This window comes from Streptomyces sp. N50 (assembly GCF_033335955.1).
Taxonomy (GTDB): Bacteria; Actinomycetota; Actinomycetes; order Streptomycetales; family Streptomycetaceae; genus Streptomyces.
Map to the genome: position 1 here is coordinate 3,313,554 of NZ_CP137549.1, position 13,724 is coordinate 3,327,277.

Sequence of the window (13,724 nt, forward strand, 5' to 3'; positions counted from 1 at the left end):
CGCGGCCATCGGTGTGAACCCCGTCCGCGCGTGGCTTTGGGTGCCGGGATGTGGTCGTCGTACTGACGCACAGTGAGCGCCATGGAGAACGAACAGCGGAGCCCCGGTACGTCCCTGGTGGCGGAGGCGCCCCGGCGCCGCTCCCCCGTTCTGCGCCGGGTGCTGATCACCGCGGTCGCCGGGTGCGCGGTGCTCGGCGGGCTGCTGTGGCTGCTGCCCGAGGAGCCGCGCCCCGCGCCGCCGCCCGCGCCGGGACCCAAGGCGCAGGCGCTGACCGCGGTCACCGCGGGGGTACCGGCCGCGCTGCCGGACCTGGCCGCGCTGATCGGCGACCGTGAGACCCGGGTTCGGGCCCATCCGGGGGACGCGCGGTCCTGGGCGGTGCTCGGCTCGGCCTATGTGGAGCAGGGGCGGCGGACCGGGGACACCCTGTACTACCCGAAGGCCGAGGAGGCCCTCCGTACCGCGCTGAAGGTCCGCGCGCGGGGCAACGACGCGAACGCCGTCGCGATGGACGGCCTGGCGGCCCTCGCGAACGAACGGCGGGACTTCCGCGCGGCGCGCACCTGGGGCGAGGCCGCGGTGAAGCTGGCGCCGAGGCGCTGGACGACGTATCCGCTGCTGATCGACGCGTACACAGGGCTCGGTGACTACAAAGCGACGCAACGCACCCTCGAGAAGCTGCTGGACCTGCACACCGGCCCCGCCGTGATGGCCCGCGCCGCGGCCGTCTACCGCGACCGCGGCTGGCGCGAGGACGCAGCCGCCCAACTCGCCGACGCGGCGGCGAAGGCCACGGCCCCCGCCGAACAGGCCGCCTGGCTGCAGCGCGCCGGTGAGCTGGCCTGGGAACGCGGGGACCGCGAGGTCGCGCTACGCCACTTCGAGGCGGCCGTACGACTGGACCCGGACCAGCGGGAGGCCCTGGCCGGCGAGGGCCGCGCACTGGCCGCCCTGGGCCGCACCTCGGAGGCCCTGAACGCCTACCAGGTCGCCCTCGCCAAGCAGCCGACCCCCCAATACGCCCTGGAACTGGGTGAGTTGTACGAGTCCCTGGGCCTCACCCAGGCAGCCCGCGTCCAGTACGACACCCTGCGCGCCCTCGCCGCCAAGGACGCGGCGGCCGGGGTCGACGACGAGTTGATCCTCGGCGTCTTCGAAGCGGACCACGGCGACGCGCAAGACGCCGTACGACGGCTGCGCGCCGAGTGGACCCGCCAGCCGGGCATCCCGGTGGCCGACGCGCTCGGCTGGGCGCTGCACAAGGCCGGCCAGGACGAGGAGGCGCTGAAGTTCGCGTCGGCGGCGACGGACAAGGTGCACGGGGGCGGGGTGCGGGACGCGCTGTACGCGTTCCACCGGGGCATGATCGAGAAGGAGTTGGAGAAGTACGCGTCCGCCCGCCGCCATCTCCAGGAGGCGCTGCAGATCAACCCGTACTTCTCGCCCCTGCGGGTACCGCTCGCCCAGGCGGCGCTGGCGACACTGGGCGAGCCGCCCGAGGAGGGCCTCCCCACGGACAAGGAGCCTACGGACAAGCCGAGTTGACCCTCCGCCTCACACAGCCGCCGTGCCGATGAGCGCGTTGCGGGTGACCAGCGCGGCCAGTTCGTCCTCCGTCAGCGACTCCGTACCGGCGGGCCTGCGCGGGAGCACCATGTAGCGGGTCTCGGCGCTGGAGTCCCACACGGTGACGTCGGTGGCCGCGGGCAGCTGAAGCCCGAACTCGGCCAGTACGGAACGGGGTTCGCGGACCACGCGGGAGCGGTAGGCCTCCGACTTGTACCAGCCCGGGGACGGGCCGAGGAGCGCGAGCGGGTAGCAGGAGCAGAGGGTGCAGACGATGACGTTGTGGGTCGCCTCCGTGTTCGCGACGACCCGCAGCCGCTGGAACGAGCCGTCCATCAAGCCGAGTTCCTGGACGGCGGCGGTGCCGTCCGTCAACAGCCGTTCCCTGTAAGCCCCGTCGGTCCAGGCGCGGGCGACGACCCGGGCCCCGTTCGCCGGTGACGCGCGTGCGAGGAACGCGTCGAGCACCTCGTCGACGGCCCCGGCCGTGACGACCCCCTTCTCCTCCAGCAGGGTCTCAAGTCGCCGCACCCGCCGGGAGATCGAGGCGTCCTCGTGGTCACCGCTCATCGTCACGTTCCTCTTCGCACGCTTCCAAGTAGCTTTCCCACAGGTCCAGTACGACGTGATGGTCGCCCTCGCCCCACAGGTCACGGGCCGCGAACCGCACCGCGTACACCTGCTCGACCGGCGCGTCCCCGCTCCCCCGCGCACTGACGTCGGCCAACTCGGCCCGCCCCTCCGGTTCCACGACGACGCCGGACTTGCCGCGTGCGTACCGGGGCAGGCGGGTGTGGTGCGGCGGGTCGTGCGGGAAGGTGCGGACGCGGGTGCCGGGCGGGAAGCGGTCACTCATCGAATCACTCATCGAGTCACTCATCGAGCTCACCCGGCTCGATCACGCCCTTGCGTTCCAGCAGGGTGGTGATCGCGGCGAACCAGCGCTCGTAGTACGACATCGTCAGGTACGCGGCGGGCGGGATCGCCTCGATCGTGTCCCGGAACTCGTTGAGGTTGAAGATCCCTTGCGCGCGCAGGGCGTTGAACAGCCCGACGACCCGCGCCTCCCAGTCGGCGTGGAAGGGCTCGGGGTCGTCGGTGGTGTCGATGGCACCGAAGCCCTGGGTGCCGCCCACGTCGTTGATCCTGGCCATGAGGGCAGCGTACGGCGCCGCCCGCGGCTACGGCTTGTAGCAGAGGGAGAACTTGCGTGCCCCCGCCTCCCCGGACGCGAACCCGACGCACAGCCGGGTGCGGGGCTTGGTGCGGACGGCGAGGCCCTCCGGTTCGCGGTGGGTGAGGGTGTAGCCGGCCTCCGTGCGGGAGCGCTGGACCAGTTCGCCGGTGCGGATGTCGAGGCAGGAGACGTAGGTGTTGCCGTGTTTCGCGGGCGGGTTGGTCGTGGAGTCGTAGGCGGAGCCCGCCAGTTGGTAGAGGTGGTCGCCGTCGAGGGCGTAGCCCTGGAACGGGATCTTCGGGTCCGGGTGGGCTCCGGTCTGGGCTATGTCGGCGACGGGAGTGGAGTAGTCGCGGGCCACGAAGGCGTCCAAGTCCCAGATCCGGTAACGGGGTTGATTGGCCAGGCGGTAGCGGATCGCTATGCGGTTGGACGTCATGCAGACCGTGGGCTGGTTGTTGGTGGAGTTCGCGATCGGCTTGCGGATCGCCACGTCGGCGGCGGTGCGGGTGGCGCCGTTCGCGAAGTGGAAGCGGGTGACCGCCTGGCCGTAGGCACCGCCCGAACCGGCCTTCGCGGCGGCCTCGGTCCAGATCCAGACGTCGCCGTCGGTGGTGTTCTGCACACCCATGCTGACGCCGTGGCCGAAGCCCTGGAGGTGCATGTGGCCGAGCGACCTGCCCGTGTAGTCCAGCTGGTTGAGGCAGAGGTTGCCGGCGTCGGCGCCGCCCGTTCTCAACTGGAGGACGTACAGGCGCTGATGGACCTCGTCGAGGGCGAACGACTGGAGGACCGTGGGCTCGTGCAGGGTGCCCCTCTGCCACAGCCAGCGCACCGCCGGTGCGCTCAGGTCGATCGGCGCGACGGCCACGGTCCTCCCAAGTCCCTTGCGGGACCCGTGCGTTACAGGTTGCCCCGCTTCTCCTGCTCCCGCTCGATCGCCTCGAACAGTGCCTTGAAGTTGCCCTTGCCGAAGCCCATCGAGCCGTGTCGCTCGATGAGTTCGAAGAACACCGTAGGACGGTCCTGGACCGGCTTGGTGAAGATCTGGAGAAGGTATCCGTCCTCGTCCCGGTCGGCGAGGATCTTCAGCTCGCGCAGGGTGTCGACGGGGACCCGGGTGTCGCCGACCCACTCGCCGAGGGTGTCGTAGTAGGAGTCGGGGGTGTCCAGGAACTTCACCCCGGCCGCGCGCATGGTCCGTACCGTCTGCACGATGTCGTTCGTGTTGAGCGCGATGTGCTGGACGCCCGCGCCGCCGTAGAACTCCAGGTACTCGTCGATCTGCGACTTCTTCTTAGCCACGGCGGGCTCGTTGATCGGGAACTTGACCTTGAGCGTGCCGTCGGCGACGACCTTCGACATCAGCGCGCTGTACTCGGTCGCGATGTCGTCGCCCACGAACTCCTTCATGTTCGTGAAGCCCATGACCTTGTTGTAGAAGCCGACCCACTCGTTCATGTGGCCGAGTTCGACGTTGCCGACGCAGTGGTCGATCGCCTGGAAGGTGCGGTGTGCGGGGGCCGCGACCAGGGGGTCGGCGGGGGCGAAGCCGGGGAGGTACGGGCCGTCGTAGCCCGTGCGCTCGACGAGCGTGTGGCGGGTCTCGCCGTAGGTGGCGATCGCGGCGAGGACGACCGAGCCGTGCTCGTCCTTCAGCTCGTACGGCTCGGCGAGGGAACGGGCGCCGTGCTCGACGGCGTACGCGTACGCGGCTCGCGCGTCCGGCACCTCGATGGCGAGGTCGACGACCCCGTCGCCGTGCTCGGCCACATGGCGGGTGAGGAACTCGCCCCAGGGGGTGGCGGGCTTGATGACGGAGGTGAACACGAAGCGGGCGGAGCCGTTGGTGAGCACGTACGAGGCGGTCTCGCGGCTGCCGTTCTCCGGTCCGGAGTAGGCGACCAGTGTCATGCCGAAGGCCGTGGAGTAGTAGTGCGCCGCCTGCTTGGCGTTGCCCACGGCGAAGACGACCGCGTCCATCCCCTTCACCGGGAAGGGGTCGGCCTGCCGGGCGGTGTCGGGAGTGTGGTGCATGGTCTGGGTCATGGGCGAAGGCTCCCGCTCCACGGCAAGGTGCGCAATAGTTCGCGTATTGGCTGGGCAATCTGTTCAGTGGTACGACCGTTTCGGCGGGCTTTCTGTACAGGCTGACCATCGTTGGAGGCGGGCGTATGGGGATCGATCGTCTGGACGGCCGGATCATCGTGCTGCTGGCCGAGGAGCCGCGGATCGGGGTGCTGGAGATGTCCCGGCGGCTGGGGGTGGCCCGGGGGACGGTGCAGGCGCGGCTGGACCGGCTTCAGTCGAATGGAGTCATCCGGGGATTCGGTCCGCAGGTCGATCCGGCGGCGCTCGGGTATCCGGTCACGGCGTTCGCGACGCTGGAGATCCGGCAGGGGCAAGGCCCGGACGTACGGGCGCACTTGGCGACCGTCCCCGAGGTGCTCGAACTGCACACCACGACCGGCAGCGGGGACATGCTGTGCCGGCTCGTGGCCCGGTCGAACGCCGATCTCCAGCGAGTCATCGACCGGGTTGTCGGTTTTGATGGCATTGTCCGGGCCGCCACCGCCATCGTCATGGAGAACCCCGTTCCACTGCGGATCATCCCGCTCGTGAAACAGGCGGCGGAAGACCCGGAAGGGACGACCTGGCCGACGTAGGGGTGTGGGCATGTGAGCTTCTGGGAGTACGTGGGCAACCGGCACCAGCAGCTGCTCACCGACGCCTACCAGCACGCCAGCGCGGTCTTCCAGTGCATGGTCGTCGCCACGCTGATCGGTGTGGTGATCGGGGTCGTCACGTATCGGAGCGAGTGGGCGGGCAACCTCGCCACCACGGCCACGTCGACCATTCTGACCATTCCGTCGCTCGCCATGATCGGTCTGCTCATTCCGATCGTAGGGCTCGGCGTTCCGCCCACGGTGATCGCTTTGACTCTCTACGGCCTGCTGCCGATCGTCCGTAACTCGATCGTGGGCCTGCGCGGGGTCGACCCGTCGCTCGTGGACGCGGCGAAGGGCATCGGGATGTCCCGGCTGGCGCGGCTGCTGCGGGTCGAACTGCCGTTGGCCTGGCCGCCGATCCTCACCGGGATCCGGGTCTCCACGCAGATGCTGATGGGCATCGCGGCCATCGCGGCGTACGCCTCCGGGCCCGGCCTCGGCAACGAGATCTTCCGCGGGATCGGGTCGCTGGGCAGCAAGAACGCCCTCAACCAGGTGCTCGCGGGCACGCTCGGGATCATCGTCCTGGCGCTGCTGTTCGACGCCGCGTACGTCCTTCTCGGACGGCTGACCATTCCCAGGGGGATCCGTGCCTGAGCGATCCGAGTCCGAGCCGGTGAACCCGACCTCCGGTGCCTCCATCGAGCTGGAGAACCTGACCAAGCGGTATCCGGGCAGCGCCGACCCGGCCGTCGAGAGCGTCAACATGGAGATCAAGGCGGGTGAACTCGTCGTCTTCGTCGGGCCCTCCGGCTGCGGAAAGTCCACCACGCTCAAGATGATCAACCGGCTGATCGAACCGACCGGCGGCCGCATCCGCATCGGCGGCGAGGACGTCACCGACATCGACCCGGTGAAGCTGCGCCGCAAGGTCGGCTACGCGATCCAGTCGAGCGGTCTCTTCCCGCACATGACCGTCGCCCAGAACATCGCGCTGGTCCCGAAGATGATCGGCTGGTCCAAGTCCCGGATCAGGAACCGGGTGGAGGAGATGCTCGACCTGGTCGGCCTCGACGCCGGTGAGTTCCAGGGCCGCTATCCGCGCCAGCTCTCCGGCGGGCAGCAGCAACGCGTGGGCGTGGCACGGGCGTTGGCGGCCGATCCGCCGGTGCTTTTGATGGACGAGCCGTTCGGGGCGGTCGACCCGATCACCCGCGACCACCTCCAGGACGAGTTGATCAGGCTCCAGCACGAACTGCACAAGACGATCGTCTTCGTCACCCACGACTTCGACGAGGCGATCAAACTGGGCGACCGGATCGCGGTGCTGCGCGAACGCTCGCACATCGCGCAGTTCGACACCCCGGAGGCGATCCTCACCAACCCGGCGGACGACTTCGTGTCCGGGTTCGTGGGCGCCGGGGCGGCCCTGAAGCGGCTGAACCTGACCCGCGTACGGGACGTGGAGATCACCGATTATCCGACGGTCACCGTCGACGACCCGCTCCAGGACATCTTCAACCGGCTCCGGGACAGCGGCACCAACGAGATCCTGCTGCTCGACAAGCGCGGCCGGCCCTACAAATGGCTGCGGCGCGGCGACATGATGCGCGCCAAGGGGTCGCTGGCCCGGGCGGGCACGCTGGTCAGCGACACGGTGACCCGGGACGCGACGCTCCGGGACGCGCTGGAGGCGGTGCTCACGGACAACGCGGGGCGGGTCGCGGTCACCGGGCGGCGCGGCGAGTACACCGGGGTCGTCGACATGGAGACGCTGATGAACTCCGTGCACGAACTCCTGGAGGCCGACCGGCTGGAGGCGATGGAGGCCCAGCACGAGCTGGAGGAGGCCCGGGCCCTCCAGACGCACGCCGAGCAGGAAGGCGCCGGCGGGGAGGAGAAGGCGTGACCACTCCCGAGCTGGAAGAGGAGACGGAGGTCGAGGCCCCGCCGCCCGCGACTCCCCCGAGACGTCGGATCACCTGGCAGAAGCTGACCTTCCTGCCCGCCGCCCTGGTGGCGATCCTGCTGGCGACCTGGCTGTGGTTCAACCAGGCCCACCTGGACGCCATTTCGAAGAACGCCCTCTCCAACGGCCAGGTGAGCAAGGCCCTTTGGCAGCACGTCCAGCTGACCGTGATCTCCACGTTCTTCGTGCTGATCATCGCGATCCCGCTGGGCATCCTGCTGACGCGGGGCGCGTTCCGGAAGGCCGCCCCGGTGGCGATGACGTTCGCCAACATGGGTCAAGCCACCCCGGCCATCGGCCTGTTGGCCCTCCTGGTCATCTGGCTCGGCACCGGCGAGAAGGCGGCCCTGATCGGCATCATCATCTACGCCGTCCTGCCGGTCCTGTCCAACACCATCGCGGGCCTGAAGGCCAACGACCCGACCCTGCTGGAGGCGGCCCGAGGCATCGGCATGTCCCAACTCGGCGTCCTGGCAAAGGTGGAGCTCCCCCTCGCCGTCCCGCTGATCCTGGCCGGAGTCCGAACCGCCCTGGTCCTCAACGTCGGTACGGCGACCCTGGCGACCTTCGGCGGGGGCGGCGGCCTGGGCGTCCTGATCACCACCGGCATCACCACCCAGCGGATGCCGGTCCTGGTGCTCGGCTCGATCCTCACGGTCAGCCTCGCCCTGCTGGTGGACTGGCTGGCCTCACTCGCCGAACTCCTGTTGCGCCCAAGGGGATTGGAGGCGGGCTCATGAAACGCACCTGCCTTCTGCTGGCCGGGACCCTGGTCGTCGTCGCCGGCTGCGGACTGACCAGCGGCTCCCCCATGGTCGACGACGTCAGCCCCGGCACCGTCGGCAAGGGCGAGCCCCTCAAGGGCGCCCATCTCACCGTCACCTCGAAGGAGTTCACCGAGCAGCTGATCCTCGGCGCGATGATGGGCATCGCCTTCCAGGCGGCCGGCGCGGACGTCCTGGACCGGACCGGCATCCAGGGCTCCATCGGCGCGCGGGAGGCCGTCAAGTCCGGTGACGCGGACGGGATGTACGAGTACACCGGCACCGCGTGGATCACCTACCTCGGCAACAGCAAGCCGATCACCGACCCGCTGAAGCAGTGGCAGGCGGTACGGGACGCGGACCTGAAGAACGGCATCACCTGGCTGCCTCCCTCCGCCCTGAACAACACCTACGCGCTCGCGATGAACCAGGCCAACTTCAAGAAGTACGGCACGAGGACGCTGTCCGAGGTGGCCGCGCTGGCGAAGAAGGACCCGGGCGCGGTGACGGTGTGCGTGGAGAGCGAGTTCGCCAACCGCGCGGACGGACTGCCGGGCATGGAGAAGGCGTACGGGATGAACCTCCCCGCGAAGAACATCACGCAGATGGACACCGGGATCATCTACACCCAGGTGAAGAAGGGGAGTTGCACCTACGGCGAGGTCTTCACCACCGACGGCCGCATCAAGTCGATGAACCTCGCGGTGATGGCCGACGACAAGAAGTTCTTCCCCAACTACAACGCGGCGCCCGAGATCAACACGAAGGCCCTGAAGAAGTGGCCGGCGATCGCGAAGGTCCTGGCCCCGGTCACCGAGAAGCTGAACAACACGGTGGCGCAGACGCTGAACGCCAAGGTGGACGTCGACGGGGAGGACCCGCATCAGGTGGCGCTGGACTGGATGAAGGCGGAGGGGTTGGTCAAGTAGGGCCGCCGGACGGCAAGTTACAAAGAACTGCTTGCAAAGAACCCCTTGCAACGAGTTCTTTGCAACGCTACCTTTGTAGTCATGCAGGAGCACGAAGAACGGAAACAACGCCGCCTCGACGCCCGCTCGCTGCGCGGCCTCGCCCACCCGCTGCGCATGCAGCTGCTGGACGCGCTGCGGCAGCACGGTCCCGCCACCGCGTCCCAACTGGCCGAGCGGCTGGGCGAGTCCAGCGGCGCGACGAGCTACCACCTGCGCCAGCTCGCCGAGCACGGCTTCGTCGAGGACGCCCCCGAGCGCGGCAAGGGCCGGGAGCGCTGGTGGCAGGCGGTGGACCAGAGCATCCGCTACGACAGCACGGACTTCGAGGACGCGAGTCCCGAAGTGCGGGGCCTGACAGAGGTGTTCATCCAGGAGGGCGCCGCACGGCACGGCCGCGAGCTGGCCGCCTGGCTCGGCACCCGCGACCAGTGGTCCCCGGCCTGGTCCAGTTCCTCCGACATGAGCGACGCGACGGTACGGCTCACGCCCGACCTGGCCGCCGAACTCATCGGCAGGATGCACGCCCTGATCGACGACTACCGAGGCCGCGTCCCCGACAAGGACACCCCGGAATCGGAGCAAGTGCGCATCCACACCCACCTGTTCCCCATCGAGACGGATTGAGAGGCACCACCATGAACGACAACACCGCACGGCTCGCCGCTTACCGCATCGCCGACCTCCAGACCCAGGCCGACGCCCACCGCCTCGCCGCCGAGGCCAGGCCGCCCCGGCGCGAACTGCGCACCCGCGTCGGCTGGACCCTCGTAGAACTGGGCCTGCGCCTGGCCGCCGCGCCGGGCGGGACGAAGCCGGCCCTCGCCTAGCAGTTCGGTACGGAGCCCTTCCCCGTCTCCAGCGCCTTCAGCGCGCTCACCGCGCCCTTCAGCGTGGTCACCGCGACCAGCCGTAGGCCCTTGGGCAGTTCGGACTTGGCGTCCGAGCACTCGGCCTTCGGGACCAGGAAGACCGTCGCGCCGTCACGGCGCGCGGCCTGGGTCTTGAGGGCCACTCCCCCGACCGCGCCGACCGTACCGTCGGTGCCGATCGTCCCCGTACCGGCGATGGTGCGGCCGCCCGTCAGGTCACCGCCGCTGCCGTCGCCGTTCAGCTTGTCGATGATGCCCAGGGTGAACAGCAGGCCCGCGCTGGGGCCGCCGACGTCCGCCAGCGTGAGGGTGACCTTGACCTTCTTGTCGCTCAGGTTCAGGTAGTTGAGCGCTGCCGTGGCCGCGTCGTCCTGCGACTCCTGCATCTGCTCGGTGTTGTGCTGCTCGATCTCCTTGACGCTGTTGCCGCTCGGGTAGACCGAGTCACGCGGCATGACCGCCCGGTCGGTACGGAACCAGCTGTCGATCACATCGCTCAACGAGACATGCTGATCGGGTCCGGTCGCCTCGATCGTCGTCATGCGCAGTTGACCGCTCGTCGTGCGCACCGGCGCCCCGGAGATCGTGATCACCGGGGTGCCCTTGTTCTCGCCGAGCACGTTCGCGGTCAGACCGGGCTGCGCCAGCGAGAACGGCAGCGGCGCGAAGCCCGCCGTGGCGAGCAGCGCGACGACGGGCAGAGCACAGACGGCTACGGCCTGGGGGCGCGTGAGGCGAGAGAGGAGCACGGGATCAATCTAACGCGACGGCCACTTCCGGCCGGGCGCCGGTCACCCCATGCCCGTGAACGACCTCAGGCCTCAGCGCAGCGCTTCCGCGACCTCGCGCGCCGCGTCCACGACCCGCGGGCCGACCCGCTCGGGCACGGCGTCCGCCAGCATCACGACGCCGACGCTGCCCTCGACGCCCGTGACGCCCAGCAGCGGAGCCGCGGCACCGCTCGCGCCGGCCTCCAACTCGCCGTGCGTCAGGGTGTATCCGGGCTCGTCCGCGGCCTGGTGCCGGGCGGCGAGGATCGCGCGGCCCGCGGCGCCCCGGTCCAGGGGGTGCCGGAAGCCGGCGCGGTAGGCCACGTGGTAGTCGGTCCAGGTCGGCTCGACCACCGCGACGGCGAGGGCGTCCGCCCCGTCGACCAGGGTGAGGTGAGCGGTCGCCCCGATGTCCTCGGCCAGCGAGCGCAGCGCGGGGAGCGCCGCCTCCCGTACGAGGGGATGCACCTGGCGGCCGAGCCGCAGCACCCCGAGCCCCACGCGGGCCCGGCCGCCGAGATCACGGCGTACGAGTGCGTGCTGTTCGAGGGTGGCCAGCAACCGGTACACGACGGTCCGGTTGACGCCCAGTTTGTTGGACAGTTCGGTGACGGTCAGCCCGTGGTCCGTATCGGCCAGCAGTTTGAGGACGCGCAGTCCCCGGTCGAGCGTCTGGGAGGTCTCCGCGGTCACGACGCCCACTCCTTAAGTGGTGAGGTCGGCGGCTCCTTAGCGACGGATGCGTCACCGAGTCCCGTCAGTGACGCGCTTCAGAGGCCGCCGATCGGCGAGGCGGCCCGGCGTGTCCGGGCCCAGTCGCTTCACGGCTGCGCTCCGCGGCGGCGCTGCCACGGGGCGTGTGCGTAGCGGGACACTAGCGAAGGCGGTTCGCTGAGCGGAAGTCTCCGTCCAGAATCCGGGCACCGACTGGTACGGACCGGCTCGCTTCATGGCGATATGCCCCGACCTGGGGTGGGGGGGTGCTGGAGGCTGGGGATGAATCTAACCACTGTCACAGGCCATGACGGGTTAGAAATGACCCCAGCCTCCAGAGAGGGTGGGGTCGGGTCGGTCAGTGCATGCGCGTGGCCCACTCCTGGACCTTCGCGATGCGCTGCCGCAGCTGCCCGGCCGTGGCCTCGGCGCTCGGCGGGCCGCCGCAGGTGCGGCGCAGCTCGGTGTGGATGACCCCGTGCGGTTTGCCGGTCTGGTGGACGTACGCGGAGACCATGGTGTTGAGCGACTTCCGCAGCTCCATCATCTCCTTGTGGGAGACGACGGGCCGCCGCTCGGCGGGCAGTTCCAGCAGGTCGGCTTCCTCGTCCGGCTTCTTGCGGCTGTGCGCGATCTGCCGGGCCTGCCGCTTCTGGAGCAGCATCTGCACCTGGTCGGGTTCGAGGAGTCCGGGGATGCCGAGGTAGTCCTGCTCCTCCTCGCTCCCCGGGTGCGCCTGCATGCCGAACTCGGCGCCGTCGTAGAGCACCCGGTCGAAGACGGCCTCGGACTCCAGGGCCTCGAAGGAGAACTGCTCCTGCTCGCCGGTGTCCTCGTCCTGCTCCTTGTTCGCCTCCTCCATCTCCTTCTCGGACTCGGCGTACGGGTCCTCCTCGCCCTCCTTCTTCGGCTTGTCGAGGGCGTGGTCCCGCTCCACCTCCATCTCGTTGGCGAAGGTGAGGAGGTCGGGGACGGTCGGCAGGAACACGGACGCGGTCTCGCCGCGCCGCCGGGACCGCACGAAACGCCCGACGGCCTGGGCGAAGAAGAGGGGCGTGGAGATGGTGGTGGCGTACACGCCGACGGCGAGCCGAGGCACGTCGACGCCCTCGGACACCATGCGCACGGCGACCATCCACCGGTCGTTGCTCGCCGCGAAGTCGTCGATGCGCTTGGAGGCACCGGTGTCGTCCGACAGCACGACGGTCGCCTTGGAGCCGGTGATCTCGCGGATCAGCTTGGCGTAGGCGCGCGCCGAGTCCTGGTCGGTGGCGATGACGAGGGCGCCGGCGTCCGGGATGCCCTTCCTGACCTCGGTCAGCCGCTGGTCGGCGGCGCGCAGCACGCTCGGCATCCACTCACCGCGCGCGTCCAGCGCCGTACGCCAGGCCTGACTGATCGCGTCCTTCGTCATCGGCTCGCCGAGCCGCGCGGCGATCTCGTCACCGGCCTTGGTCCGCCAGCGCATGTTGCCGCTGTAGGAGAGGAAGATGACGGGCCGCACGACCCCGTCGGAGAGCGCGGACCCGTAGCCGTAGGTGTAGTCGGCGGAGGACCGCCGAATCCCGTCGTTCCCTTCCTCGTACGTGACGAAGGGAATGGGATTGGTGTCGGACCGGAAGGGCGTACCGGTCAGCGCGAGCCGCCGAGTGGCCGGCTCGAAAGCCTCCAGGCACGCCTCGCCCCACGACTTGCTGTCACCGGCGTGGTGGATCTCGTCGAGGATGACGAGGGTCTTGCGCTGCTCGACGCGGTTGCGGTGCAGCATCGGCCGTACGCCGACACCGGCGTACGTGACGGCGACGCCCTGGTAGTCCTTGCCGAGCGGCCCGGCGCTGTACTCGGGGTCCAGCTTGATCCCTATGCGCGCGGCCGCCTCCGCCCACTGCTTCTTCAGGTGCTCGGTCGGCGCGACCACGGTCACCTGCTGCACGACATGGTGGTGCAGCAGCCAGGAGGCGAGGGTGAGCGCGAAGGTCGTCTTGCCGGCACCGGGGGTCGCGACCGCGAGGAAGTCCCGCGGCTGCTCCTGGACATACCTCTCCATCGCCCCCTGCTGCCAGGCACGGAGCTTGCCGGCGGTGCCCCAGGGGGCGCGGCCGGGAAAGGCGGGAGAGAGGTGGTGGGAGCTGGCGGAGGAGGCGGCGGTGGTAGTCACGGTCTCCGGGTTCGGGAGTAGGGCGGCTCGGTTGCGTGGGCTACGTCGGTGCGTCGGCTACGTATGACAACCGGGCCACCCTACCGGCGGGCCG

Annotated in this window: 16 protein-coding genes; 8 read left to right on the forward strand and 8 right to left on the reverse strand. The window is 69.7% G+C overall.

What is annotated here, in order from left to right; genetic code table 11:
- The first annotated feature begins 81 nt into the window (after positions 1-81).
- Positions 82-1,548: a tetratricopeptide repeat protein gene (locus R2B38_RS14490; protein WP_318016606.1), complete on the forward strand. Its 1,467-nt coding sequence runs from the start codon at positions 82-84 to the stop codon at positions 1,546-1,548.
- 9 nt (positions 1,549-1,557) lie between these two features.
- On the opposite strand, the gene nthA is transcribed toward R2B38_RS14490, so the two are convergent.
- The 5 genes from nthA to hppD are packed head-to-tail and all read right to left on the reverse strand — an operon-like array spanning position 1,558 to position 4,795.
- Complete coding sequence (gene nthA / locus R2B38_RS14495; RefSeq protein WP_318016607.1) at positions 1,558-2,139, reverse strand: nitrile hydratase subunit alpha; 582 nt, start codon at positions 2,137-2,139, stop codon at positions 1,558-1,560.
- Positions 2,129-2,425 (reverse strand): SH3-like domain-containing protein, encoded by a 297-nt coding sequence (locus R2B38_RS14500; RefSeq protein WP_318016608.1) that lies wholly within the window; start codon positions 2,423-2,425, stop codon positions 2,129-2,131. The genes nthA and R2B38_RS14500 overlap by 11 nt, the downstream gene beginning before the upstream one ends.
- A gap of 16 nt (positions 2,426-2,441) precedes the next feature.
- Complete coding sequence (locus R2B38_RS14505; protein ID WP_318016609.1) at positions 2,442-2,723, reverse strand: SH3-like domain-containing protein; 282 nt, start codon at positions 2,721-2,723, stop codon at positions 2,442-2,444.
- A gap of 27 nt (positions 2,724-2,750) precedes the next feature.
- A complete protein-coding gene (locus R2B38_RS14510) occupies positions 2,751-3,617 on the reverse strand; it encodes a Teichoic acid biosynthesis protein C (Precursor) (protein ID WP_318016610.1) in 867 nt (288 codons plus the stop codon).
- Between the two features lie 32 nt (positions 3,618-3,649).
- Complete coding sequence (hppD, locus tag R2B38_RS14515) at positions 3,650-4,795, reverse strand: 4-hydroxyphenylpyruvate dioxygenase (protein WP_318016611.1); 1,146 nt, start codon at positions 4,793-4,795, stop codon at positions 3,650-3,652.
- 125 nt (positions 4,796-4,920) lie between these two features.
- Here hppD and R2B38_RS14520 point away from each other — a divergent pair, with 125 nt between their 5' ends.
- From R2B38_RS14520 to R2B38_RS14550, 7 genes are all read left to right on the forward strand, one after another.
- On the forward strand, positions 4,921-5,412 hold the full coding sequence (locus tag R2B38_RS14520) for an Lrp/AsnC family transcriptional regulator (protein ID WP_318016612.1): 492 nt from the start codon (positions 4,921-4,923) through the stop codon (positions 5,410-5,412).
- A 12-nt stretch (positions 5,413-5,424) separates the two neighbouring features.
- Complete coding sequence (locus R2B38_RS14525) at positions 5,425-6,072, forward strand: ABC transporter permease (RefSeq protein WP_318016613.1); 648 nt, start codon at positions 5,425-5,427, stop codon at positions 6,070-6,072.
- The gene (locus R2B38_RS14530; RefSeq protein WP_318016614.1) at positions 6,065-7,324 is read left to right on the forward strand and encodes a betaine/proline/choline family ABC transporter ATP-binding protein; all 1,260 of its coding nucleotides are present in this window, start codon (positions 6,065-6,067) and stop codon (positions 7,322-7,324) included. Before R2B38_RS14525 ends, R2B38_RS14530 begins: the two co-directional genes overlap by 8 nt.
- Positions 7,321-8,124: an ABC transporter permease gene (locus R2B38_RS14535; protein WP_411978450.1), complete on the forward strand. Its 804-nt coding sequence runs from the start codon at positions 7,321-7,323 to the stop codon at positions 8,122-8,124. The genes R2B38_RS14530 and R2B38_RS14535 overlap by 4 nt, the downstream gene beginning before the upstream one ends.
- Positions 8,121-9,077, forward strand: coding sequence for a glycine betaine ABC transporter substrate-binding protein (locus tag R2B38_RS14540; protein WP_318016615.1), 957 nt, complete (start codon positions 8,121-8,123; stop codon positions 9,075-9,077). Before R2B38_RS14535 ends, R2B38_RS14540 begins: the two co-directional genes overlap by 4 nt.
- A gap of 81 nt (positions 9,078-9,158) precedes the next feature.
- Complete coding sequence (locus tag R2B38_RS14545; protein ID WP_318016616.1) at positions 9,159-9,743, forward strand: helix-turn-helix domain-containing protein; 585 nt, start codon at positions 9,159-9,161, stop codon at positions 9,741-9,743.
- An 11-nt stretch (positions 9,744-9,754) separates the two neighbouring features.
- A complete protein-coding gene (locus tag R2B38_RS14550) occupies positions 9,755-9,946 on the forward strand; it encodes a hypothetical protein (protein WP_318016617.1) in 192 nt (63 codons plus the stop codon).
- Here the strand turns inward: R2B38_RS14550 and R2B38_RS14555 are convergent.
- The 3 genes from R2B38_RS14555 to R2B38_RS14565 form a co-directional block, all read right to left on the reverse strand.
- Entirely contained in the window at positions 9,943-10,737 is a 795-nt protein-coding gene (locus R2B38_RS14555; RefSeq protein WP_318016618.1) for a S16 family serine protease, read from the reverse strand. The genes R2B38_RS14550 and R2B38_RS14555 overlap by 4 nt on opposite strands.
- A gap of 72 nt (positions 10,738-10,809) precedes the next feature.
- Positions 10,810-11,451 (reverse strand): IclR family transcriptional regulator, encoded by a 642-nt coding sequence (locus R2B38_RS14560; RefSeq protein ID WP_033286087.1) that lies wholly within the window; start codon positions 11,449-11,451, stop codon positions 10,810-10,812.
- Positions 11,452-11,830: 379 nt separating this feature from the next.
- Entirely contained in the window at positions 11,831-13,630 is a 1,800-nt protein-coding gene (locus tag R2B38_RS14565) for a DEAD/DEAH box helicase (protein ID WP_318016619.1), read from the reverse strand.
- Positions 13,631-13,724 lie beyond the last annotated feature (94 nt).